The sequence below is a fragment of the Microbacterium oxydans genome (genome assembly GCF_900095745.1).
GTDB classification, from domain to species: Bacteria; Actinomycetota; Actinomycetes; order Actinomycetales; family Microbacteriaceae; genus Microbacterium; species Microbacterium oxydans_B.
Genome location: NZ_FMIR01000014.1, coordinates 23433 through 46027 on the forward strand (window position 1 = coordinate 23433; position 22595 = coordinate 46027).

Consider the following 22595-nt stretch of genomic DNA (forward strand, 5'->3'; position numbering starts at 1 on the left):
GAGCCCGCACCCCTCTCGACAGCTCACAGCGCGGCGATGATGTCCTCCACCCGCTGCTTCGCGTCGCCGAACAGCATCTGCGCGTTGTCGCGGAAGAACAGCGGGTTCTGCACGCCCGCGTAACCGGCGGCCATCGAGCGCTTGAACACGATGACGTTCTCGGCCTCCCACACCTTCAGCACGGGCATCCCGGCAATGGGACTCGACGGGTCTTCCGCGGCCGCGGGGTTCACGGTGTCGTTCGCGCCGATCACGAGCACCACCGAGGTCGAGGCGAGGTCGTCGTTGATCTCGTCCATGCTGAGGACGATGTCGTACGGCACCTTGGCCTCGGCCAGCAGCACGTTCATGTGGCCGGGAAGGCGACCCGCGACCGGATGGATGCCGAACCGCACGGCGACTCCCCGCTCGCGGAGCCGACGGACCAGGTCGGCCACCGGGTACTGCGCCTGCGCGACCGCCATACCGTAGCCGGGCGTGATCACGACGCTGCTCGCCGCGGCGAGCATCTCGGCCGCGCTCTCGGCGGTGATCTCGCGGTGCTCGCCGTACTCGGCGTCGTCGGCGGTCGGTGCCGCGATCCCGAAGCCGCCGGCGATCACGGAGAGGAACGAGCGGTTCATGGCCTTGCACATGACATAGGAGAGGTAGGCACCCGACGATCCGACCAGCGCACCCGTGACGATCAGCAGGTCGTTGTTGAGGAGGAAGCCGGCCGCGGCCGCCGCCCATCCGGAATAGCTGTTGAGCATCGAGACGACGACCGGCATGTCACCGCCGCCGATCGAGGCGACGAGGTGCCAGCCCAGGGCGAACGCGAGCACGGTGACCGCGATCAGGAGCCACAGCTGCTGGTCGTTCACGAACCACACGGTGAGGGCGACGAACGCGACGAGGGCCCCGATGTTCAGCCCGTTCTTGCCCGGGAGCATGAGCGGCTTCGACGACATCTTCGCCGACAGCTTGAGGTAGGCGACGATCGATCCGGTGAAGGTCACCCCGCCGATGAAGACGCCGATGAAGACCTCGGCGTTGTGGATGCCGAACAGCTCCGGGGCGATCTCCGGATGCGCGAGGTAGCCGTTCCAGCCCACGAGCACGGCCGCGAGGCCGACGAAGCTGTGCAGGAGCGCGATGAGCTCGGGCATCCCGGTCATCTCCACGACCCGTGCGCGCCACAGGCCGATGGCCGCACCGATGAGTACCGCGGCGACGAGCAGCCCGAGGCCGAGGAAGGCCCCGGTGCTCCAGGCATCAGCGACGGTGAGGGCGACGGTCGCGACCAGCGCGATCGTCATGCCGGCGATGCCGTAGACCACGCCGGCGCGGGCGGACTCGTGACGGCTGAGGCCGGCGAGGCTGAGGATGAACAGCAGGGCGGCGACGATGTAGGCCGCTCCGGCGAGCGCGTCGATGGTCACTTCTGGGAGCCCTTCGCGGAGTTCCCGAGTGTGAACATCGCGAGCATCCGACGCGTGACCGCGAACCCTCCGAAGATGTTGATCGACGCCAGCAGCACCGCGATCGCGGCGAGCACCTGCACGACCGGCAGCGGCGAGGTGATCTGCAGCATCGCCCCGACCACGATCACGCCCGAGATCGCGTTGGTCACCGACATCAGCGGGGTGTGCAGCGCGTGGTGCACCTTGCCGATGACGTAGAAGCCGATCACGACCGACAGCACGAGCACCGTGAAGTGCTGCGGCAGCGGAGCGGGGGCGAACGCGTTCACGGCGAACAGCGCCGCGATGCCCACCACGATCAGTGTGACCTTGCGCGCCGTGGACATCTTCTTCGGCGGCGCGACCTCGACCGGCGTCGCGGCAGCCTTCGCCGCGGGGGCGGCCGCGACCTGCACGGCGGGCGGTGGCCAGGTGACCTCGCCGTCGTGCACGACCGTGACCGAGCGCTGCACCACGTCGTCGAAGTCGATCACCAGCCGGCCGTCTTTGGCGGGGGTCAGCAGGGCGACGAGGTTGGCGAGGTTCGTGCCGTAGAGCTGCGAGGCCTGGGCGGCCAGACGTGAGGCCAGGTCGGTGTAGCCCAGAATGATCACCCCGCTGTCGGTGACGACGCGCTCGCCCGCGACCGAGCCCTCGACGTTGCCGCCCTGGCCCGCCGCCATGTCGACGATCACGCTGCCCGGCTTCATCTGCGCGACATCGGATGCCGTGATGAGGCGAGGCGCCGCGCGACCGGGAATCAGCGCCGTCGTGATGATGATGTCGACGTCGGCGGCCTGCTCGGTGTAGATCTCGGCTGCTCGCCGGTCGTAGTCCGCACTCGTCGCCTTCGCGTAGCCGTCGGTGGAGGCGGCGACCGCGACGTCGACCGGCAGATACGTGCCGCCGATCGAGGTGACCTGGTCGGCGACCTCGGGGCGCGGATCGGTGGCGCGCACGATCGCACCGAGGCTCGACGCGGCACCGATGGCCGCGAGCCCGGCGACGCCGGCCCCGGCGACCAGCACCTTCGCCGGCGGCACCTTGCCTGCGGCGGTCACCTGTCCCGTGAAGAAGCGACCGAACTCGTGGGCGGCCTCGACGACGGCCCGATATCCGGCGATGTTCGCCATCGAGCTGAGCACGTCCATCGACTGCGCGCGCGAGATGCGGGGTACGGCGTCGAGCGCGACGGCCGTGATCCCCCGCTGCGCGAGAGACTCCACCAGGTCGGGGCGGAGGGCCGGCGAGAGCAGCGCGATGAGGGTCGCGCCGTCGGCCAGGAGGGCGATCTCCTCGGGGCCGGGTGCGGTGATGGCGAGCACGATCTCGCTGCCCCATGCCTCGGCGCGCTCGACGAGTGCGGCCCCCGCCGCCTCATACTCCGCGTCGGGGTATGAGGCTGCAGCGCCCGCTCCGCGTTCCACTCTGACCGTGTGGCCCAGCTTCCTCAGCGACGCGATCGTCGCCGGGGTGGCCGAGACCCGCGCTTCGCCCGCAGGCTCCCGCACGATGCCGATGACTGCCACTGCATCCTCCTCCGCCCGTCTGCATCGACGGGGCCGCTCCGGGGCGTCTCTGCCCCTGACTTTCGCTCAGAGTACTGAGCGCGGCTCCGGATGCGCCCCTCCTTCGCCCGCATGACGCGGAAAGAAGTCTCGTTCTTGCGGAAAGCGGAGGAGCGTTCACCCGCGCGCGGTCCTAAGCTGTTGCCGTGACCACGACGCCGCCGGAGAGCCCCGCCCAGGGGCAGGATCCGGCCGTCACCGCGGCGAACGCGAGCGCGCGGGCGAAGGTCCTCGGCTGGGCACGGCGCAGCATCGACCTGATCCCGACGTCCTGGCTCATCACCGGCGCCGGCGCCGTGCTGCTCGCGACCACCGCCGTCTTCGGCGGACTCGAGGCCGCGGCCGTCGATCCCACCCCGGTCGTCGAGGTCGGCGAGACCTTCGCAGGCTCGGATCTGGAGATGACCGTGCTCGGGGTCGAGCTGCGCGACGAGCTGAGCGCGGAGAGCGGCCGAACCCTGGTCTTCCCGGACGAGGAGAAGGGCGAGCGAATCCTGGTCGTCACGGTCGACGTCACCAACACGTTCGCCAAGCCGCGAGCTTCGACGGCGAACCCCCCGCAATCCCCGGTCCTCGACGGCATCCGCATCGAGGGTCTCGACGAAAAGGGCGACGTCTTCCGTACCGACGACGGCGAGCGCGCGCCCCGGTTGCAGCCTGACGTCCCCGCCCGCATGCTGCTCACCTGGACCGTCGGGCCGGACGACTTCCACGACGGCGACGAGATCACTGTCACCCTCCCCGAGTCGGACCACTACGTCGGGCAGAGCGTGATGCGCGGCGACTACTGGGTGGACGTCCGCGTCGGAGCGACGCTGACGGCGGCCATCGACGAGGTGCCGCTCCCGTGAAGAAGCACATCCTGATCTGGGTCGCCACTGTGGCGTTGCTCGTCTGCGCGTGGGGTGTCTCGAAGGCGACGCTTCCCGATGACGCCCCGAACGCCTCGTTCTCCACGGTCGCGCAGATCGGCGAAGAGGCCTCGACGCGCAACCTCGTCGCGACCGTGACCGACGTGCACCTCGCGGACCGGGTCACGGATGCGAAGGGCTGGTCGGCCGACGGCACCTGGCTCGTCGTCGACCTCGAGGCCGCCACCGGCGTGACGCAGGATCAGAGCGGCTCACGGCTCGCGGAACTCACGATCGGCGACCGTACGTTCAGCGCGACGGATCGCGGCACCAGCTTCGTCGATCAGCGCCTGGTCACCGGCGTCCCGCGCTCCGGGAGCCTCGCGTTCGAGCTCCCCGACGACGTGACCGGCGACCGCGCGACGCTCCGACTGGGCATGCCGGGGTCCGGCCTCGGAGAGGTGCTGCGCGACACCGTGATCGAGCTGTCGATCGACCTCTCCGCGCTGCCCGTCGAGGCCGAGGTGCTCCTGGACGAGAACGGCTGGGCCCGATGACCATCCCACTCCCTCCGGTACCGCCCGCGCCTCGGGAAGACGCGGAGGCCGCCGCTGCCCCGGCGAAGCCGCCCTCCTGGTGGCGTCGCAACACTCTGGCTCTGGTCGCACTCATCGTGCTGCTGCCGGCGACCGCCATCGCGGTCGGATGGCAGGAGTGGTACCAGTTCTTCGGATTCGGGGCCCGTGCGGTCACACCTGTGGTGGTCGCCGAGGACGAGACGACCGATCTCGCCGGCGCAACCTGGGGGCCGGTGCGCGGTGGGGAGATCGAGGATCTGTCAAACCTCGACGTCCCCGACGACACGCGCCTGATCGCGGTCGGGGTGCCCGTGGACGCCGGCACCGAGGGGGTCGCGTGCGAGACGCCGACGCTCGTGGAGCAGTCCACGGGACGCGAATGGAGTCCCGTGCGCGCGGAGATCGGCCTGGACTCGAGCGCGGAGGAACCGGAGCTCTGCCTCGGTTCGCAGACCGGTTCGTACGAGCTGATCGTGCCGTTCGTGGTGCCCGAGGATGTCGACGGCCCCTTCTGGGTCGACGTGCGCCCCTACGACGCCGGCGGGTCCTTCGTGAGGTTCGAGTTCGAGCCCTGACCCTCGACGCTGTCCCTGACGGGGGCGGTGACCATCGCGGCGGCGACGGCATCCACCGACGAGGGCAGGAGTCCGGCGGCATCGGCGACGGCGCGCATCTCTCCCTCCGCCTCCGAGACGCCCACCGCGTCGGTGCGGTCCTGCTGCCGCTTGCGCAGCCGCGCCAGAGTGGCGTCGTACGCCCCGCTGATCACCGCGATGCGCACCGGCTCCATGAGCAGCAGCGGCACGAGCGAGACGAGCGGCGCGGCGATCGCCCAGAACACGAACTCCTGCGGGCCGACCAGGCGGGTGATCCCGAAGCCGAGGTACGACTCGAGCGCCTTCACGATCACGTAGAGCAGCGCGTAGGAGCCGACGAGGAGGGGACCTGCGCGCCACATGAGCAGCAGCGCTCGTCCGATCGGGCGGAAGCGGGCACCGAGCTCTTCGCCGAGATCCTTGAGCCGGCGCACGAGCGGATTCGGGATCACGGCCGCGTGTTCGCGCACGCGGGCGATCAGCTCGCTCTCCACACGCAGCTTCTCGGCGACGATCGCCTGGCCGAACACCACACCGGCGATGGTCAGCCACGCGAGCGGAGCGAGCAGGACCGGGCCCGCCTCGGAGAGCAGCCAGCCGATCCCCTCCCAGAGCCAGCGCAGCGGGGCGACGGCATCCAGGATCTGCTCTCTGACCGTCTCGAAGAAGGCCATGGCCGCGCGGCTGTCGACCCACGCCTTGATCGTGTCGAAGATGTCACCGAGCACCATCACCGAGAAGAAGACCCAGACGACCTCGAAGTAGACCGCGACCGGCGACAGCCACTTCGCGAGCTTCGCCGACCACTTCGACCACGCCCAGCGGCCGGCGAACGCGAGCACGATGATCGAGATGGTCCACACGTTGATCGGCAGGTTCAGCACGGTGTCGACCGAGCTCACCGGACCTTCACCGTTGGCAGCCGCCGTCCAGATGACGCCGTTGCGCACCTCGAGAGCGCGCAGCGAATACGCTCGCACATCCTCGCCCAGCAGCCCCTGTGCCCAGTAGACCGCGAAGAAGGGGAGGATGCCGGCGAGCAGCGCCGAGAGGAAGGTGCGGCGGCGGTCCGCAGCGGCTTCGGGCAGCGGCGCGACCTCCTGCAGGTTGCGCAGCCCGTCACGCAGGACCAGGAACATCGCGACCAGGCTGATCAACCGCGCGAGGATCCCGATCGGAAGGACGAGGAACCCGAGGGTGGCGGAGTACGCGCCGATGAATCCGGCGACCTCGGTGATCACGTAGTGCACCAGGACGCCGGCCAGATACCACGCCATGAGCGCGGGCCAGTGTCGCCACAGCACGCGCCCGGTGGTCTTCAGGATCGCCAGCACACGGTCAATATATCGTTGCCGCGGACGGGCGCTGCCGACGGGGTCAGCCCCAGATGCTCGGCGCCTTCACCCGCACGGGCGGGAGGGCGGATGCCGCGGCCCAGTCGTGCACCCACGCGTCGATCTCCGGCACGCCCTCGGGCTTGCCGACCGCGGCGAACAGCTCTTCGTTGCTGACCGTGCCGCCGGTGCGACGCAGCATGCGCGCCCGCACGATCGCCCGGGCGTAGACCTCGCCGTCGACCACGGCGCGGTGCTCGAGGAACAGCGCCTTCTCATCGTGCCCGATGAACCGCGACTGCACCTCGAACCGCTGCCACAGCTGCAGCGACTTGCGGAACGTGATCGTCTCGCTGGAGACGACCGCGTACCAACCCTGAGCCTTCATGGCATCGAACAGTCCGGTGCGGATGAGCTGGTCCCAGCGTCCGAGGTCGAACAGCGACAGGTAGCGACCGTTGTTCATGTGCCGCAGGATGTCGAGGTCGGTCGGCAGAGTGGTGATGGTGATGCTGCCCACCGCCGTCGGGTCGAGAGTCTTCCCCCGCCGCACGCGGCGTCGGGCGCCGAGGATCACCAGGAGGGTCCGCCAGATCACGTTCACGAGGATTGATCGTAGCCAGGAGTGCACGATTCGCGAACATCGTTGTACGAACCCTCCAGGCCGGCACGTCGCGCGTCATCGAACATCCACTCGATTTCTCCTTCGCGGACGCCGCGCGTAGAGTCACGATCATGAGCGCCGAAGCCCAGTCTGAAGTCATCGTCCGTCCGGTCCGTGATGTGGATGCGGAAGCCCTCGGTCGCGTGCATGCCCAGTGCTGGCACGAGACCTACGACCACCTGATCAGCAAGGCTGCGCTCGAGAAGGTCTCGCCCCGGCGCATGGCCGAGCTGTGGACGCACTGGGCCTCGCAGGGTCCCGAGTTCAAGATGAACGCCGCGCTCGTCGACGGCGAGATCGTCGGGTTCGTCGGCTCCGGCCCCGCCCGCGACAAGGATGCTCCGGCGTTCCGCGAGCTGTACTTCATCTACCTGCTCGACGCGCTGCACGGCACCGGCATCGGCCAGAAGCTGTTCGACGCCGCGGTCGAGACCGACGAGCCCCTGTACCTGTGGGTCGCCGAGGACAACCCCCGCGCGCACCGCTTCTACACGCGCAACGGCTTCGCCCTCGACGGCGCGACGCACACCGAGCCGTTCCTCGGTGAGACGCTGACCGAGGTCCGCTTCGTCCGTCCCTGATCCAGTCTTCACCGGAGACGGGCCGCTTCCCTTCGGGGAGGCGGCCCGTTCTCGTGGGGCGGGCGGGCGGATCGGTCAGAGGCGCTCGATGATCGTCACGTTCGCGACGCCGCCGCCCTCGCACATGGCCTGCAGGCCGTAGCGCCCACCCGTGCGCTCCAGCTCATTGAGCAGCGTCGAGAGGATGCGTGTGCCGGTGGCACCGATCGGGTGTCCGAGTGCGATCCCGCCGCCGTTGACGTTGACCTTCTCGTGCGGCACCCCGGTCTCCTGCATCCAGGCGAGCACGACCGAGGCGAAGGCCTCGTTCACCTCGAACAGGTCGATGTCCTCCGGGCGCAGGCCCGTGCGCTCCAGAGCGTGCCGCGTCGCGGGGATGGGCGCGGTGAGCATGAGCACGGGGTCGTCGCCGCGCACGGAGAGATGATGGATGCGGGCGCGCGGGGTGAGCCCGTGCTCCTTCACCGCACGTGCGCTCGCGATCAGCACAGCACTGGACGCGTCGCTGATCTGCGAGGCGACCGCCGCCGTGATCCTGCCGTTCGGAGCGAGCGGCTGCAGCCCGGCCATCCGCTCGAGCGACGTGTCGCGGCGCACACCCTCGTCGTGATCCAGACCGTTCAGCGGCGCGATCTCGTTCGTGAAGCGCCCCTCGTCCTGTGCGTGTGCCGCACGCCGGTGGCTCTCCAGGGCGAACTGCTCCATTGCCTCGCGGGTGATGTCCCACTTCTCGGCGATCAGCTCGGCACCGCGGAACTGCGAGATCTCCTGGTCGCCGTAGCGCGCACGCCAACCGGGTGATTCCGCGTACGGGGTCGTGAAGCCGTACGCCTCCCCCACCGTCGCCGCCGCCGTGAGCGGGATCTGCGACATGTTCTGCAGTCCGCCCGCGATGACCAGATCGCTCGTGCCGCTCATCACGGCCTGCGCGGCGAAGTGCACGGCCTGCTGGCTCGACCCGCACTGTCGGTCGATCGTGACTCCGGGCACGTGCTCGGGAAAGCCGGCGACGAGCAGAGCGGTGCGGGCCACGTTTCCCGCCTGCCCGCCGATCGCGTCGATCGCCCCGAAGACGACGTCGTCGACGGCGCCGGGATCGATGCCCGTGCGCTCGACGAGTGCGGTGAGACTGTGCGCTCCGAGGTCGGCCGGATGGATGCCGGAAAGCGAGCCGCCGCGTCTGCCGACGGGCGAGCGCACCGCGTCGACGATAAATGCCTCTGCCATGTTCTTCCTTTCGTGGGGTGCGCCGCCGCCGTCTCGATACGTGAGCCGATCATCGCACGAACAAGTCATCGACTAGCCTTAAGTCTTGGGATCTATGGCCAAAAGTCGTAGATGGAGAATGGGGAGTTTCATGGGGCAGTCAAGCACGTCGACCGAAGTCACCCGGCGGGCGCTGATACGCGCCGCCGCATGGTCCGTACCGGTGGTCGCGGTGGCGGTGGCCACTCCGCTCGCCGCCGCATCGCGCCGGGCGGAGTTCGCCGTCGAGATGGCACCGGCGAGCGTCGACGGCGCGACGTTCGCCTGGCCGGGGGCGCTGATCGCGAACAACGGGACGACCCCGCTGACGCTGACCTGGTCGATCGAGGTGACACCGACGCTCGACTCGCTCAGCGGCCCGCTCACCGGCACCATCACCATCCTGCCGCAGAGCTCCGCGACCGTGGCGGCCGGCGTGACCGGATACTACGTGGCGGCCGCCTGGGAGACGAAGCTGCTCCTGACCCTGATCCATGACGGCGGCTCGCAGACTGACGAGATCAGCTTCCGGGCCCGGGAGATGTAGTCGGGCCCGCCGGGAGCAGCAGGCGGAATCGCTCGCAGATCACCGGCATGTCCGGCGCGTAGCCGCGCGGATTCTCGGAGTGCTGACGCCAGTACCGCTCATGCACCTCACGCCACTGTGCGAGGGTGCGATCGTCTTCTCCCTCGGCGTATGCGTGCGCCTCGTCGACCTCGTCGAAGGGCACGATGTCGATCGCGGTGGTCTCGATCACCGCCCGCGGCGCGCCCGATCCGTCGAGGATGATGCTCAGTTCGCCGACGACCGGCAGCGGGTCTCCGCTCTCGTCGTAGTCCCACAGCGACGAGGCGGTACCCACCTTGATCTCGGCGAGCACCAGCGCCAGAAGCTCATCGGCGTGCTCCGGAGTGGCGCCGAAAGCCCAGGCCTCCGGCGGCGTCTCCGGCAGCTCCGGCATCGCACTTCGCGCGTCGCGCCAGTAGTCCTGGATACGTGTGGTCTCGTCCACCGTGTCAGCGCCCCGAGACCTTGCCGAAGACCTTCGCGATCGGCGCGAGCACCAGCGGGCGGGCGGCCACCCAGGCGAGCGCGATCACCACGAGCGAGAGGATGAACACCCAGAACCCGGTCCAGGTGACCGCATCCTGCGACGCGAACATGTGGTTCAGGTTGCGCAGGAATCCGGTGAGCATCACGAGCGCGACGTGGGCGATGATGAACGCGACGAAGTACAGCATGATCGGGAAGTGCAGCGCGCGCGCCCACTCCACCGGGTACGCCTTGGACAGCTTCTCTGCCCGCTTCGGCCACAGCCCCGACATGCGGAACCCGGTGATCGCCGCCAGCGGCGCGGCGATGAACACGGTCACGAAGTACGCGAGCTGCTGCAGGCTGTTGTAGTTGTTCCAGCCCTTCTCGTGCGGCCAGTCGAACGAGACGTACTGCAGGGCCGCCGACAGCGCGTTCGGGAAGACCTCCCAGCTCGTCGGCACGATGCGCACCCAGTGCCCGGTGACGAACAGCAGCACGACGAAGATCAGGCCGTTCAGGAGCCACAGGATGTCGAGCGACTGGTGGAACCAGAGGTTCAGGCTGATCTTGCCCTTCGCGTTTCCGCGCGGCGTCCAGAACACGGTCGGCCGCTTCTCGGTGCGCACCTGCAGCCCCGAGCGGATGATCAGCACGATCAGGAACATGTTGAAGAAGTGCGCCCAGTTGACCCACGGCGCGAAGCCGGGCTCGACCGCGATCGCGGGCTCGTACTCGCCGGGGAACGCCGCGAGGAAGTCCTGCATGAACGGGAAGCTCAGGAGCGCACGCACGAAGGCGATGGCGGCACCAGCCAGCACCCCGAGTGCCGCGGCGCCGAACAGGACCGCGATCGCCTGGGGCCAGGTCGGACGCGGGCGACCCGACACCGGGGCCTCGGCGATGTGGCGCGGAGCGCGACCTCTCCAGACGGTACGAGTCCACGGCAGCGGGGTGTCGAGGTCGGCGAGGACCGGGACGACCAGGGCGGAACCGGGGGCCGGGGCGGCGGGCTCCGAGGCGGCGACGGGCTGGACGAGCGTGGCCGCATCCGCACCTTCGTCCACAACGGGTGCGACGGCAGCCGCCGCGACGCCGGATAGGGTCGGCACGGTGTCTGCGGGCGGCCACGGATCTCCGCCGACGACACGCGGCAGACCGCGACGGACGTGGCTGGCGGAAACCGCCTCCATGCCTGCAACCGGAGTCCCCTGCGGGCTGGGCGCAGGAGCAGCAGGAGCAGCAGCAGGGTCGGCGCCGGCAGCAGAAGTCGCGGTGGTCGTGGCCGCTGTGCTCGCGGTGGTCGTCGCCGCAGCGCTGGTCGGGGCCGGCGCGGGGACGACGCGCGCCACCGGCGAGGCAGCCGTGCCCGTTGCGGTCGCGGGAGCCCCATCGGTTGGAGGCCACGGCTCGCCACCCGGAACGCGCGGCAGCCCGCGACGGATACGCGATCCACCGCTCCCCGCGGCGTCGACAACCGGAGAAGCAGCTGCGACAGGGGCAGCTGCCCCCTCCGCATCGGCGACCGCATCGGTCGTCACCGTCGCGGCGACCGATTCGACGACGGCATCCGCGACCGGTGCGGCCGACGATTCCGCCACCGCATCCGACGATGCATCATCCGGCGCCACCGCATCCGACACCACCGCATCGGCGGGCGGCCACGGCTCCCCGCCCGGCACGCGCGGCAGACCGCGTCGCAGCATCCGCGTCACCATGACTACTTCTTCCGCGCCTCGAGGGCGGCGATCACCTTCGGGACCACCGCGAACACGTCGCCGACGATGCCGAAGTCGGCGACGTCGAAGATCGGCGCCTCCGGGTCCTTGTTGATCGCAACGATGTTCTTGGAGGTCTGCATGCCCGCGCGGTGCTGGATCGCGCCGGATATGCCGAGAGCGACATACAGCTGCGGCGATACCGAGACGCCGGTCTGGCCGACCTGGTGCGACTGCGGGATGTATCCCGCATCGACGGCGGCCCGGGAGGCACCGACAGCAGCGCCGAGCGCATCGGCGAGCTCTTCGACGAGCACGAACTTCTCCTTCGACGCGAGACCGCGCCCGCCGGAGACGACTCGTGTGGCTCCGCGCAGCTCGGGGCGGGAGGAAGCGACCTCGACCGCCTCGACCGGACCGGCCGTCGCGGCGACCACACCGGACGGGATGACGTCGAGCACCTCGACCGAGTGCGACGGCACGGCTTCGGCACGTGCATCCACCGCGCCCTGACGCACCGTGATCACCGGAGTACCGAAGGTGGCAGCCGAGTCGACGAGGTACGCCCCGCCGTAGACGGAGTGGTGGGCGACGACCCCCTCCTCGTCCCGGGAGACGCCCACGGCATCCACCGACAGCGCACTCTTCGTGCGCGCCGCGAAGCGTCCGGCGACATCGCGGCCGGAGATCGAGTTCGAGATCAGCACGGCATCGGGGCGCACCTGTGCGGCCGCGGCCTGCAGGGCGTCCACGATCGGCACGGTGAGCACGGACGGGTCGCCGTCGGCAGTGAGCACGACGGATGCTCCTGCCGCAGCGGCCTGATCCACCGCGGCCGGGCTGCCACCGACGATGAGCGCCACGGGCGAGCCGATCGTCGAGGCCGCACCGATGAGCGCCGCTGTGCTGCTCGCGACGTAGCCGGACGGGTCGACGTCGATGAGGACGAGGATCGGGTTCTCGGACGAAGTCATCTCACACCAGCCTGTTCTGCACGAGGTACTCGACGAGCTTGTCGGCCGCGTCGCCTTCATCGGTGATCTTCACGCCGGCGGCGCGCGGGGGCTTCTCGGACACGGCGGTCATGATCGTCCGCGGAGCGGCGGACGGATCTGCCGAGACGTCGAGGTCGGCGAGCGAGAGCACCTCGAGGGGCTTCTTCTTCGCCGCCATGATGCCCTTGAAGTTGGGGAAGCGTGCATCGGGGAGCGCCTCGGTGATCGAGATCACCGCGGGCAGCGGGGCCGAGACCGGCTGCCCACCGGCGTCGGCGGCGCGGGTGCCGGAGACGCCCTCGGCGGTGATCTCCACCGAGCTGAGCGCGGTGGCCTGAGCGAATCCGAGGTGCTCGGCGAGCATCGCCGGGATGACGCCTCCGGAGCCGTCGGTCGACAGGTTTCCCGTGATCACGAGATCGGGCGCACCGCGGCGGATGGCAGCGGCGAGCACTTCGGCGGTGAGACCGAGGTCGGCGCCGGCGAGCTGCTCGTCGGCGATGTGCACGGCCGACGCGGCGCCGATCGCGAGCGCGCGGCGCACCGAGGCGGTCGAGCCGCCGGGAGCCATCGACAGCGCGACGACCTCCGTGCCGTCGTTCTTGTCGGCGTAGCTGAGCGCGACCTCGAGAGCCCGCTCGGTGATCTCGTCGAGGACGACATCGCCGGCCGCCCGATCGGCGAGTCCGGTCTCGAGATTCAGCTTGCGATCGCCATAGGTGTCCGGCACCTCTTTGACCAGGACGAAGATCTTCATCGAATGCTCCTCACGACTGCTGCAATTCTAGACGGCGATACTGAGTTCCAAACCCCCTGCGACTGGGAGTCACGGCTGGCGACATCGGATGCATCGCGCGCCGTCGCCGCCCGATGCCCTCCCGCCAGTACCGTGGAGAAATGGTCCGACCCCGTCCGCTCCCCATCGATCCGCTCGCCGAAGCCAAGCGGCAGTGGGTCGCCCACGGATGGACGGATGCCGCCGACGGCATGGCGCTGGTCACGTCGGTCATGCGCGCTCAGCAGCTGTTGCTCGCCCGGGTCGATGCGGCGCTGAAGCCGTTCGCGCTCAGCTTCGCCCGGTTCGAGGTGCTGCGCCTGCTGGCGTTCAGCCGCGCCGGCCGCCTCCCCCTGTCGAGCGTGGTCGCCCGCCTCCAGGTGCATCCGACCACGGTGACCAGCACGGCGGAACGCCTGGTCCGCGACGGGCTCATCGCCAGGGAGCCGCATCCGCACGACGGACGCGCCGCACTCCTCGCACTCACGGATGCCGGTCGAGAGCTGGTCGAACGGGCCACCCAGGCGCTGAACTCCGAGGTCTTCGCCGACCCCGGCATGAGCCGCGACGACGCGGCCGAGCTCGTCGCGATCGTCGCCCGCCTGCGCAAGGACGCCGGAGACTTCGCCGATCCGCGTCCACAGCCCGACGCCCTCTGACATGGCGCGGTTCGCGCTCGAGACGGTCGTCGCGGCCCCGCCGGCCGAGGTGTTCGCCGCCTCGCTCGACCCCGGGCTCCACGTGAAGAGCATGGCCCGGTACGGCGAGACGATGATCGAAGCACCGTCAAGCGGGGTCTTCACCGAGGGCTCGACGGCGACGTGGCGGGCGCGCCACTTCGGCATCCCCTTCCGCCTGCGGTCGATCGTGTTCGACGTCGATCCCCCGCGCGGGTTCTCGGACCGCCAGATCGCCGGCCCCTTCCGGGATTTCCTGCACGAGCACCGGTTCGAGGAGCATCCGGCCGGCACGCTCATGCACGACACCGTCACGTTCCGCTCGCCGTTCGGCCCGCTCGGCCGCGTTGTCGATGCGATGTTCCTGCGCGCGTACATGCGCCGACTGATCGTGGAGCGCAACGCGATCCTGGCCGCCGAATTCGAGGCTCCCGGGCGTACTCTTTCGGCATGAGCGAACTGCGGCTGCACACCGTCCTCACCGGCCGCGGCCCCGCTGCGGCGATCCTGCTCACGGACGAGCAGGTCGCGTCGCTCGGTGCCGGCAAGGCCTTCCCCGTCGCCGTCACCATCGGCGGACGCACGGCGCGGCTTCGCGTGGCCCGCATGGGCAGCGAGAACATGATCGGCTTCAGCAAAGCCGTGCGCGCCGACCTGGGACTCGAGATCGGGCAGGAGGTCGATGCCGTGATCCGCGTGGATTCGGCCGAGCGCACGGTCGACGTTCCGCCCGAGCTCGCCACTGCTCTGGATGCCGACCCCGGGGTGCGCGCCGCTTTCGACGCCCTGTCCTACTCCGTCCGCAAGGAGCACGCGCGCTCCGTCACCGAAGCGAAGCAGGACGCGACGCGCGAGCGCCGCATCACGAAGATCGTCGACACCCTCCGCGACTGACCGCCCCTCGAGTCCCGCGCTCATCAGGTCAGCGGATCAGCGGTTCTGGAAATCGGGCGACCGCTTCTCCCGGAAGGCCGACATGCCCTCCTTCTGATCAGCGGTGTCGAAAAGCGTGGCGAACGCCTGCTTCTCGTGTGCGAGGCCTTCGGCCAGGGTCGTCTCCATCGCGGCATCCAGCGCGGCCTTCGCGGCGTACACCGAAGGCAGCGACTTCGAGGCGATCGTGTCGGACAGCTTCGTCGCCTCGGCGAGGAGATCGGATGCCAGCACGACGCGCGACACGAGCCCGGCGCGTTCCGCCTCTTCGGCGCCCATGAAGCGCCCGGAGAGAACCAGTTCGGCCGCCTTGTAATAGCCGACCGCGCGGATCAGGCGCTGCGTGCCGCCCATGCCGGGGATGACGCCGAGGTTGATCTCGGGCTGGCCGAACTTGGCGTTGTCGGCGGCCAGGATGATGTCGCACATCATCGCCAGCTCGCATCCGCCGCCGAGGGCGAAGCCGGAGACGGCCGCGATCACCGGCGTACGCACCGCAGCGAACTCGTGCCAGACGCCGAAGTGGTCGGTCTCGAGCATCTCCGCGGCGGACATGCCCTCCATCTCCTTGATGTCAGCACCGGCGGCGAAGGCCTTCTCGGAGCCCGTCAACACGATGGCGCCGACACCGTCGTCACCGTCGAAGGCGACGGCCGCGGCGGTGACCTCCTCCGCAAGCCGGCTGTTCAATGCGTTCAGCGCCTCGGGACGGTTCAGGGTGATCCACCCGACTCGTCCGCGCTGCTCGACCAGGATCGTCTCGTACTCGGTCATATCGCCCTCTCCGTCGAAGTACCGATCATCACACGACGCCGTCGCGGATGTCGGTGATGATGCCGGAGAAGTCCCGCCCCGCGCCATCCCCCGCGGCGAAGGCGGCATACAGCTCCTGCGCGAGCCGGCCCATGCGGGCATCCGTCGAGGTCTGCTCGATGGCCTGCAGCGCGAGGCCGAGGTCCTTGGCCATCAGCGCTCCCGCGAAGCCCGGCTGATAGTTGCGGTTGGCCGGGCTCGTCGGCACAGGCCCGGGAACAGGGCAGTTGGTCGTGATCGACCAGCACTGTCCGGATGCCTGCGAGACGACGTCGAACAGCGCCTGGTGCTCGAGCCCGAGCCGCTCCCCCAGCACGAAGGCCTCGGCGACGGCGATCTGCGAGACCGCGAGCACCATGTTGTTGCAGACCTTCGCCGCCTGGCCGAGGCCCGGACCACCGCAGTGCACGATGCGTTTGCCCATGATCTCGAGCAGCGGGAGCGCTGCCGCATAGTCCTCCTCCGCCCCGCCGACCATGAACGCGAGTGTGCCGTTCTCGGCCCCGACGACTCCGCCCGAGACCGGGGCGTCGACGTTGCGGTGTCCCGCGGCGAGCGCGAGCGCGTGAGCCGCGCGGGCCTCGTCGACCGCGATGGTCGACGACTCGATGAACAGCGTGTCCGGTCGCGCCGCCGCGAGCAGCTCCGTGCGATACGCCTCGATCACGTGCTTCCCCGCGGGGAACATCGTGATGACGACATCGGCGTCGGCCACGGCATCCGCCCCGCTCGCCGCCACGGGGATGCCGGCCGCCTGCGCCGCCTCGATGGCCGCGGGGACGAGATCGAAGCCGTGCACCTCATGGCCGGCGGCGACGAGGTTCTTCGCCATCGGCAGGCCCATGTGCCCCAGGCCGAGAAAAGCGACGACCGCTTTCGAAGACGACACGGTCATGATGCGCTCCGCATCTGGTCTCCGCCGCTGCGCTGGAGGGAGCTCGAGCCCGCGGGTCGCAGCATCTCGCGTCCGACGATCAGTCGCATGATCTCGTTCGTCCCCTCCAGGATCTGGTGCACCCGCAGGTCGCGGACGACTCGCTCGATCCCGTAGTCCTGCAGGTATCCGTATCCGCCGTGCAGCTGCAGCGCCCGGTTGGCGACGTCGAAGCCGGCGTCTGTGGCGAAGCGCTTGGCCATCGCGCAGCGCATGGTGGCGTCGGGTGCGTGCTCGTCGACGGCCTGGGCACCGTCGCGCACCATCAGCCGGGCGGCGTGCAGTTCGGTGCGCATGTCGGCGATCGCGAACAGGATCGACTGCTTCTCGGCGAGCGGCTCGCCGAACGCGACCCGCTCGTGCACGTACCGCACCGCCTTGTCGAGTGCCCACTCCGCGCCGCCGAGCGAGCAGGCGGCGATGTTGAGGCGTCCGCCGTTGAGCGCCGACATCGCGATCGCGAACCCGCGCCCCTCGTCGCCGAGCATCGCGGATGCCGGAACGCGGACCCCGTCGAAGATCACCTGTCGGGTCGGCTGCGCGTGCCAGCCCATCTTCTTCTCGAGCGGACCGAAGCTCAGGCCCTCGGCGTCGCCGGGAACCAGGAATGCGCTGATGCCCCGGGCGCCGGGCTCCCCCGTGCGGGCCATCACGACGTACACGGCAGCCTCGCCGGCACCGGAGATGAACTGCTTCATCCCGGTGAGCACATAGTCGTCGCCCTCGCGGACCGCACTGGTGGCGACGTTGGCGGCATCGGAACCGACGCCGGGCTCGGTGAGGCAGTAGCCGCCGAACTCCTGCATCGCGGTGAGCGGCGGCAGCCACGTCTCGCGCTGCGTGTCGTCTCCGTAGGTGTCGATCATCCACACGACCATGTTGTGGATCGAGATGTACGCGGCGACGGCCGGGTCGCCCTTGGCGAGTTCCTCGAAGATCGCGACGGTGTCGCTGCGGCTGAGGCCGGCGCCGCCGAAGTCCTCGCGCACATAGATGCCGCCGAGCCCCAGCTCTCCGCCGCGGTTCAGCGACTCGCGCGGGAAGATGTGCTTCTCGTCGCGCTCGGCGGCGAAGGGGGCGAGCTCGGCCTCGGCGAACTCGCGGACGGCGCTGAGGATCGCCTCGCGCTCCTCAGCGGTGGTGGTGACGGTGGTCATGGTCATCATGTGTCCTTGTGGGATCTCGTGACGGGACGTGGGGATCAGTGCATGGTGGGGATGACGAAGCTGGCTCCGTCACGGATGCCCGCCGCGGGCCAACGGCTCGTCACCGTCTTGGTCTTCGTATAGAAGCGGAACGCGTCGGTGCCGTGCTGGTTGAGGTCGCCGAAACCGCTGCGCTTCCATCCGCCGAACGTGTAGTACGCGATCGGCACCGGGATCGGGACGTTCACGCCGACCATCCCGACCTCGACGCGTGCGGCGAAGTCGCGGGCGGCATCGCCGTCGCGGGTGAAGATCGCGACACCGTTGCCGTACTCGTGCTCGGACGCCATCCGCAGCGCCTCCTCGTAGTCGGCGGCACGGGCGATCACCAGCACCGGGCCGAAGATCTCTTCGCGGTAGATCGCCATGTCGGTGGTGACGTGGTCGAACAGGGTCGGCCCGAGGTAGAAGCCCTCCTCGTGCCCTTCGACGACGAACCCGCGGCCGTCGGCGAGCAGCGTCGCACCCTCGTCGATGCCCTGCTGGATGTAGCCCTCGACCCGCTCGACGGCCGCCCGCGTGACCAGAGGTCCGTAGTCGACATCGGTCGCGAGAGAGGGTCCGATACGCAGTTGCGCCACGCGCTCGGTGAGCTTGGCGGCGAGCGCGTCAGCCGTCTCCTGCCCGACCGGGACCGCGACCGAGATCGCCATGCACCGCTCGCCCGCTGAGCCGTATCCGGAACCGATCAGCGCGTCGACGGCCTGGTCGAGATCGGCATCCGGCATCACGATCATGTGGTTCTTCGCGCCGCCGAAGCACTGAGCCCGCTTGCCGTGCGCCGTCGCGGTCGCGTAGATGTACTCGGCGATGGGCGTGGAGCCGACGAATCCGACGGCGCGGATGCGGTCGTCGGTGAGCAGTGTGTCGACGGCCTCCTTGTCGCCGTGCACGACGTTGAGCACTCCGGCCGGGAGGCCCGCCTCAAGGAACAGCTCGGCGATGCGCACCGGAACGGAGGGGTCGCGCTCACTCGGCTTGAGCACGACCGCGTTGCCCGCGGCGAGCGCGGGCCCGGCCTTCCAGAGCGGGATCATCGCGGGGAAGTTGAAGGGGGTGATCGCGGCGACGACCCCGAGCGGCTGTCGCATCGAGTAGACGTCGATGCCGGTACCGGCACCCGTGGAGTACTCGCCCTTGAGCAGATGCGGGGCTCCGGCGGAGAACTCGATGACCTCGAGTCCGCGCTGGATGTCGCCCTTCGCGTCGTCGACGGTCTTGCCGTGCTCACTCGCCAGCAGTTCGGCCAGCGAGGTCATCTCGCGCTGCACCAGGTCGAGGAAGCGCAGCAGCACGCGGGCCCTCTTCTGGGGGTTGGTCGCGGCCCAGGCGACCTGCGCCTCTTCGGCGTTCGCGATCACGCGGCGCACCTCATCGGCCGAGGCGAGCGGCACGCGGGCCTGCACGGCCCCGGTGCTCGGATCGAACACATCGGCGAAGCGACCGGAGTCGGGGGTGAGAAGCGATCCGCCCACGAAGTGCGGGATAGTACGAGTCATTGTGTGACGTCCCTTCGTGCCGTCGTTGGCACATTGGGGAGTTTACTCGGAGGGCCGGACATTTACTAGGACACCCTTGTATTTTCCGCCGATCCGAGAATGCCCCGGATCGTGGTTGTTCGCGCCCCGTTCACCGCCGCGTCATCTCGCCCGGGTACAACTGCAAGTGCGCGGACAGAGACTCAGACCGGATCGGGTGTCACGTCTACCGCGCGCACGGTGAGCACTCTCGCTCCCGTCGCGGCGCCCACGCCGCGAGACCCCCGCCGAATCGGGTCGGCGGGGGTCCTCTTCGTCCGGGCCGGAAGCGGCCTGCAGCCCTCCGCATCCGAATTAGAATCGACGGTGCGCTGCCACCCTTGGCGCATCCGCTTCGGCGTCCCGACCCCGGACGCCCGTTCCCCCGAGGACCGCACAATGTCCGAACCCCTCACCGTTTCCATCCGCCGCGAAGTCGACCCCGAGCGCATCGTCGAGGCGACCGCCTGGGTGCAGACGGGCGTGAACCTCGCGACGAAGTACCCGGGCTTCCTCGGCTCGGGCTGGGTGCGTGCCGGCGAGGATTCGCAGGTGTGGCACATGCTGTACCGCTTCGCGAGCGAGGACTCGCTCACCGCGTGGGAGCAGTCGGCCGAGCGGGCCTGGTGGCTCTCGATGGGCGAGGGCTTCGTGCGCAGCGAGCGCTCCAAGCGGCGCACCGGGATCGAGGGCTGGTTCGATGAGCCGACGACCGGAACCATCACCCTCCCGGCAGCCGACGGCACCACCGAGACGGTCACCGTCGCCCCCGCTCCGCCGCGATGGAAGCAGGCGACCTCGATCTGGCTGGGCTTCTTCCCGGTGAACCTCGCATTCACCTACGCGATGAGCCCCGTCCCCGGATGGAACGAGCTGCCGATCTGGCTGCGCGTGCTCGTCACGACCCTCGTGCTCACGCCGATCATGGCGTACTGGGTGCTCCCGTTCGTCACCCGTTCACTGCGGAGCTGGCTCACCCGCTGATGGCTGTTCCCGCGACGAAGGACGAGCTGCTCACCGCGATCCGGACGGAGTACGCGCGCCTGCGCGCCGACCTCGATCGGGTGCCGACGAAGTCCGCCCGCGAACTCGCGCTGCCCGGTCACGTCAAGGACACGATGATGAGTCCGGCTGACCTTCTCGCGTACCTGATCGGCTGGAACGAGCAGGTGCTCGCCTGGCACGAGCGTCGCGCCGCCGGGCTCCCCGACGAGCTGCCGGCCGCCGACTTCGGCTGGAATGACCTCGGCGCCTTGGCGCAGCGCTTCTACCGCGACCACGACGGCGCGTCCTGGTCAGAGCTGCGCGCACACCTCGACGACGCAGAGCAGCGGATCGAAGCCCTCGTCCTGAGTCGTTCGGACGAGGAGCTCTACGGCGCCCCGTGGTACCGCACCTGGACGATGGGGCGCATGATCTCGCTCAACACCTCATCGCCCTACCGGAACGCCCGCGGCCGCATCCGCCGCTGGCTCCGGACGCTCTGAGCGCGGGCTCAGCTCCCCTTTCCCGGCGAGACCCCCTCGATGAGCGCGCCGGCCGGGTTTCCGACCGCGAACACGATGAAGTACTGCGATGCCGAGGCCGGCGGGGTGTCGTAGAAGTTCTCGAGCACGAAGGGCGCGACGGCGCTGGCTATGCTCCTTGCTGAAGCGCACCGCGCGCTGACCGGATGGAGGGTGGAATCATGAAGAAATCGACCAAGTTGGCATCGTTCGCCGCAGGGCTCGCTGTCGTGGCGGGGGCCACGCTGGGGGCTGCTCCGGCGTACGCGGAGAACATGTGGGGATACTCCTCGCAGAACCGCACGGCCTGCATCTCGGCGACGGGAGCACAGATGGTAGCCATCGCGAAGGCCGGTTACCGGGTCACCAGCTATTCTCCGTGCGTCAAGAGCTTCAACCGCGGCACCTGGTACACGACGACCATCCGTTACTGACGGTCGACGAGACGAGAGAACGCACCCCCGGATGCTCCGGGGGTGCGTTCTCTCTTCTCAGGGTCAGCCGGCGATGTGCCGCTCGTCGGGGCCGTCGTAGTACGACAGCGGACGGATCAGCGCGTTCGATCCGGCCTGCTCGATCACGTGGGCCGTCCATCCGGTGACCCGCGCGGCCACGAACAGCGGCGTGAAGGTCAGGGTGTCGAAGCCGATCAGGTTGTACGCGGGACCCGACGGGTAGTCGAGGTTCGGGTAGATGCCCTTGCGGGCGACGAACTCCGACTCGAGGGTGTCGTAGAGGGCGGCGACCTCGGGGCGGTCGTAGTGCTCCACGAGCGTGTCGAGCGCCGCCTTCATGGTCGGCACCCGGGAGTCGCCCTTCTTGTAGACGCGGTGCCCGAAGCCCATGATCTTGCGCTTCTCGGCGAGGGCCTTGTCGAGCCAGGGCACGACGTTGTCGGCCGTGCCGATATCGTCGAAGATGTGCAGCACGGCCTCGTTGGCCCCGCCGTGGAGCGGCCCCTTGAGGGCGCCGATCGCCCCGACAACCGCCGAATAGATGTCGCTCAGGGTCGAGGTGATCACGCGCGCCGTGAACGTCGAGGCGTTGAAGGAGTGCTCCGCGTACAGGATCATCGAGCGGTTGAACGCGTCGACCACGACGTCGTCCGCCTCTTCGCCGAACGTCATCCAGAGGAAGTTCGCGGAGTAGTCGAGGTCATCGCGCGGCGCGATGATCTCCTCCCCGCGACGGCGACGCTGACCGTAGGCGACGATCGCCGGCAGGGCGGCGAACAGACGGATGCTGCGCTCGAGGTTCTGTTCGGGGCTGCCACCGGCGTCGAGCACCGAACCGCCCGCACCGGGGTCGGAGGCGCCGATCAGGCTGACCGCGGTGCGGACCTCGTCCATCGGGTGGGCGTCGAGCGGCACCAGGTCGATCGCGGCCTTGACGTTGTCGGCGAGTGCGCGGTTCTTGCGCTCCTCGAGCCGGAACGCCGCGAGCTCTTCCGGCGTCGGCAGCTCGCCGTTCCAGAGGAGGTAGGCGACGGCCTCGAACGGCTGCGTGTCGGCCAACTCCTGCACGGGGTAGCCGCGGTAGAGCAGGCTGTTCGTCTCGGGGTTGACCTTCGAGATCGCGGTCGTGTCGACGACGACCCCCGCGAGGCCTTTCTTGATGTCCGGCTCGGTCAT

At 69.4% G+C, this 22595-nt stretch carries 25 protein-coding genes; 11 read left to right on the top strand and 14 right to left on the bottom strand.

Annotated elements, in window-relative coordinates; all coding sequences use genetic code 11:
• Positions 1 to 23 precede the first annotated feature (23 nt).
• Both pntB and BQ2383_RS06540 read right to left on the bottom strand, forming a co-directional pair.
• Positions 24 to 1421, bottom strand: a complete 1398-nt coding sequence (gene pntB, locus BQ2383_RS06535; protein ID WP_091031393.1) for a Re/Si-specific NAD(P)(+) transhydrogenase subunit beta — start codon at positions 1419 to 1421, stop codon at positions 24 to 26.
• Positions 1418 to 2971 (bottom strand): Re/Si-specific NAD(P)(+) transhydrogenase subunit alpha, encoded by a 1554-nt coding sequence (locus BQ2383_RS06540; protein ID WP_091031397.1) that lies wholly within the window; start codon positions 2969 to 2971, stop codon positions 1418 to 1420. The genes pntB and BQ2383_RS06540 overlap by 4 nt, the downstream gene beginning before the upstream one ends.
• Positions 2972 to 3156: 185 nt before the next feature.
• Here BQ2383_RS06540 and BQ2383_RS06545 point away from each other — a divergent pair, with 185 nt between their 5' ends.
• The 3 genes from BQ2383_RS06545 to BQ2383_RS06555 are packed head-to-tail and all read left to right on the top strand — an operon-like array spanning position 3157 to position 5014.
• The gene (locus tag BQ2383_RS06545) at positions 3157 to 3861 is read left to right on the top strand and encodes a hypothetical protein (protein ID WP_091031400.1); all 705 of its coding nucleotides are present in this window, start codon (positions 3157 to 3159) and stop codon (positions 3859 to 3861) included.
• On the top strand, positions 3858 to 4418 hold the full coding sequence (locus BQ2383_RS06550; protein ID WP_091031403.1) for a hypothetical protein: 561 nt from the start codon (positions 3858 to 3860) through the stop codon (positions 4416 to 4418). The genes BQ2383_RS06545 and BQ2383_RS06550 overlap by 4 nt, the downstream gene beginning before the upstream one ends.
• Complete coding sequence (locus BQ2383_RS06555) at positions 4415 to 5014, top strand: hypothetical protein (protein WP_091031409.1); 600 nt, start codon at positions 4415 to 4417, stop codon at positions 5012 to 5014. The genes BQ2383_RS06550 and BQ2383_RS06555 overlap by 4 nt, the downstream gene beginning before the upstream one ends.
• Here the strand turns inward: BQ2383_RS06555 and BQ2383_RS06560 are convergent.
• Together BQ2383_RS06560 and BQ2383_RS06565 are read right to left on the bottom strand one after the other, a co-directional pair.
• Positions 4969 to 6369 carry a hypothetical protein gene (locus BQ2383_RS06560; RefSeq protein WP_091031412.1) on the bottom strand — a complete coding sequence of 467 codons (1401 nt, stop codon included), beginning with the start codon at positions 6367 to 6369 and terminating at the stop codon, positions 4969 to 4971. The genes BQ2383_RS06555 and BQ2383_RS06560 overlap by 46 nt on opposite strands.
• Positions 6370 to 6412: 43 nt before the next feature.
• Complete coding sequence (locus BQ2383_RS06565; RefSeq protein WP_029262119.1) at positions 6413 to 6973, bottom strand: acyl-CoA thioesterase; 561 nt, start codon at positions 6971 to 6973, stop codon at positions 6413 to 6415.
• 131 nt (positions 6974 to 7104) lie between these two features.
• Here BQ2383_RS06565 and BQ2383_RS06570 point away from each other — a divergent pair, with 131 nt between their 5' ends.
• Positions 7105 to 7614, top strand: a complete 510-nt coding sequence (locus BQ2383_RS06570) for a GNAT family N-acetyltransferase (RefSeq protein WP_091032251.1) — start codon at positions 7105 to 7107, stop codon at positions 7612 to 7614.
• A gap of 75 nt (positions 7615 to 7689) precedes the next feature.
• Here BQ2383_RS06570 and BQ2383_RS06575 read toward each other — a convergent pair whose 3' ends face one another.
• On the bottom strand, positions 7690 to 8841 hold the full coding sequence (locus BQ2383_RS06575) for an acetyl-CoA C-acetyltransferase (protein WP_091031415.1): 1152 nt from the start codon (positions 8839 to 8841) through the stop codon (positions 7690 to 7692).
• Positions 8842 to 8971: 130 nt separating this feature from the next.
• On the opposite strand from BQ2383_RS06575, the gene BQ2383_RS06580 reads away from it, so the two are divergent.
• The gene (locus BQ2383_RS06580; protein WP_091031419.1) at positions 8972 to 9406 is read left to right on the top strand and encodes a hypothetical protein; all 435 of its coding nucleotides are present in this window, start codon (positions 8972 to 8974) and stop codon (positions 9404 to 9406) included.
• On the opposite strand, the gene BQ2383_RS06585 is transcribed toward BQ2383_RS06580, so the two are convergent.
• Genes BQ2383_RS06585 through BQ2383_RS06600 form a run of 4 tightly spaced genes read right to left on the bottom strand, consistent with a single transcriptional unit; the run spans position 9381 to position 13362 of the window.
• A complete protein-coding gene (locus BQ2383_RS06585) occupies positions 9381 to 9821 on the bottom strand; it encodes an ASCH domain-containing protein (RefSeq protein ID WP_091032255.1) in 441 nt (146 codons plus the stop codon). The genes BQ2383_RS06580 and BQ2383_RS06585 overlap by 26 nt on opposite strands.
• Positions 9822 to 9876: 55 nt before the next feature.
• Positions 9877 to 11610, bottom strand: coding sequence for a cytochrome b/b6 domain-containing protein (locus BQ2383_RS06590; protein WP_091031422.1), 1734 nt, complete (start codon positions 11608 to 11610; stop codon positions 9877 to 9879).
• Positions 11611 to 11612: 2 nt separating this feature from the next.
• Positions 11613 to 12584 (bottom strand): electron transfer flavoprotein subunit alpha/FixB family protein, encoded by a 972-nt coding sequence (locus BQ2383_RS06595; RefSeq protein WP_091031426.1) that lies wholly within the window; start codon positions 12582 to 12584, stop codon positions 11613 to 11615.
• Position 12585: 1 nt separating this feature from the next.
• Positions 12586 to 13362: an electron transfer flavoprotein subunit beta/FixA family protein gene (locus BQ2383_RS06600; RefSeq protein ID WP_091031429.1), complete on the bottom strand. Its 777-nt coding sequence runs from the start codon at positions 13360 to 13362 to the stop codon at positions 12586 to 12588.
• A 140-nt stretch (positions 13363 to 13502) separates the two neighbouring features.
• Between BQ2383_RS06600 and BQ2383_RS06605 the strand changes: the two genes are divergently transcribed.
• The 3 genes from BQ2383_RS06605 to BQ2383_RS06615 are packed head-to-tail and all read left to right on the top strand — an operon-like array spanning position 13503 to position 14951.
• Positions 13503 to 14039 (top strand): MarR family winged helix-turn-helix transcriptional regulator, encoded by a 537-nt coding sequence (locus BQ2383_RS06605; RefSeq protein WP_091031433.1) that lies wholly within the window; start codon positions 13503 to 13505, stop codon positions 14037 to 14039.
• Between the two features lies 1 nt (position 14040).
• Positions 14041 to 14511: an SRPBCC family protein gene (locus tag BQ2383_RS06610; protein WP_036304261.1), complete on the top strand. Its 471-nt coding sequence runs from the start codon at positions 14041 to 14043 to the stop codon at positions 14509 to 14511.
• Entirely contained in the window at positions 14508 to 14951 is a 444-nt protein-coding gene (locus BQ2383_RS06615; RefSeq protein WP_091031436.1) for a YdeI/OmpD-associated family protein, read from the top strand. Before BQ2383_RS06610 ends, BQ2383_RS06615 begins: the two co-directional genes overlap by 4 nt.
• Before the next feature lie 36 nt (positions 14952 to 14987).
• Here the strand turns inward: BQ2383_RS06615 and BQ2383_RS06620 are convergent, their stop codons facing one another.
• From BQ2383_RS06620 to BQ2383_RS06635, 4 genes are read right to left on the bottom strand one after another with little or no spacing between them, the layout of a single operon-like run.
• Positions 14988 to 15764, bottom strand: coding sequence for an enoyl-CoA hydratase-related protein (locus BQ2383_RS06620; protein WP_091031440.1), 777 nt, complete (start codon positions 15762 to 15764; stop codon positions 14988 to 14990).
• 28 nt (positions 15765 to 15792) lie between these two features.
• Positions 15793 to 16698 (bottom strand): 3-hydroxyisobutyrate dehydrogenase, encoded by a 906-nt coding sequence (gene mmsB / locus BQ2383_RS06625; RefSeq protein WP_091031444.1) that lies wholly within the window; start codon positions 16696 to 16698, stop codon positions 15793 to 15795.
• The gene (locus BQ2383_RS06630; protein WP_091032258.1) at positions 16695 to 17900 is read right to left on the bottom strand and encodes an acyl-CoA dehydrogenase family protein; all 1206 of its coding nucleotides are present in this window, start codon (positions 17898 to 17900) and stop codon (positions 16695 to 16697) included. The genes mmsB and BQ2383_RS06630 overlap by 4 nt, the downstream gene beginning before the upstream one ends.
• A gap of 38 nt (positions 17901 to 17938) precedes the next feature.
• The gene (locus tag BQ2383_RS06635; RefSeq protein ID WP_091031448.1) at positions 17939 to 19441 is read right to left on the bottom strand and encodes a CoA-acylating methylmalonate-semialdehyde dehydrogenase; all 1503 of its coding nucleotides are present in this window, start codon (positions 19439 to 19441) and stop codon (positions 17939 to 17941) included.
• 417 nt (positions 19442 to 19858) lie between these two features.
• On the opposite strand from BQ2383_RS06635, the gene BQ2383_RS06640 reads away from it, so the two are divergent.
• From BQ2383_RS06640 to BQ2383_RS06650, 3 genes are all read left to right on the top strand, one after another.
• Positions 19859 to 20443 (top strand): antibiotic biosynthesis monooxygenase, encoded by a 585-nt coding sequence (locus BQ2383_RS06640; RefSeq protein WP_091031451.1) that lies wholly within the window; start codon positions 19859 to 19861, stop codon positions 20441 to 20443.
• A complete protein-coding gene (locus BQ2383_RS06645; protein ID WP_091031455.1) occupies positions 20443 to 20946 on the top strand; it encodes a ClbS/DfsB family four-helix bundle protein in 504 nt (167 codons plus the stop codon). The genes BQ2383_RS06640 and BQ2383_RS06645 overlap by 1 nt, the downstream gene beginning before the upstream one ends.
• 200 nt (positions 20947 to 21146) lie before the next feature.
• Positions 21147 to 21398 carry a hypothetical protein gene (locus tag BQ2383_RS06650; protein WP_091031458.1) on the top strand — a complete coding sequence of 84 codons (252 nt, stop codon included), beginning with the start codon at positions 21147 to 21149 and terminating at the stop codon, positions 21396 to 21398.
• Between the two features lie 63 nt (positions 21399 to 21461).
• On the opposite strand, the gene BQ2383_RS06655 is transcribed toward BQ2383_RS06650, so the two are convergent.
• Positions 21462 to 22595 (bottom strand): bifunctional 2-methylcitrate synthase/citrate synthase, encoded by a 1134-nt coding sequence (locus BQ2383_RS06655; RefSeq protein WP_091031461.1) that lies wholly within the window; start codon positions 22593 to 22595, stop codon positions 21462 to 21464.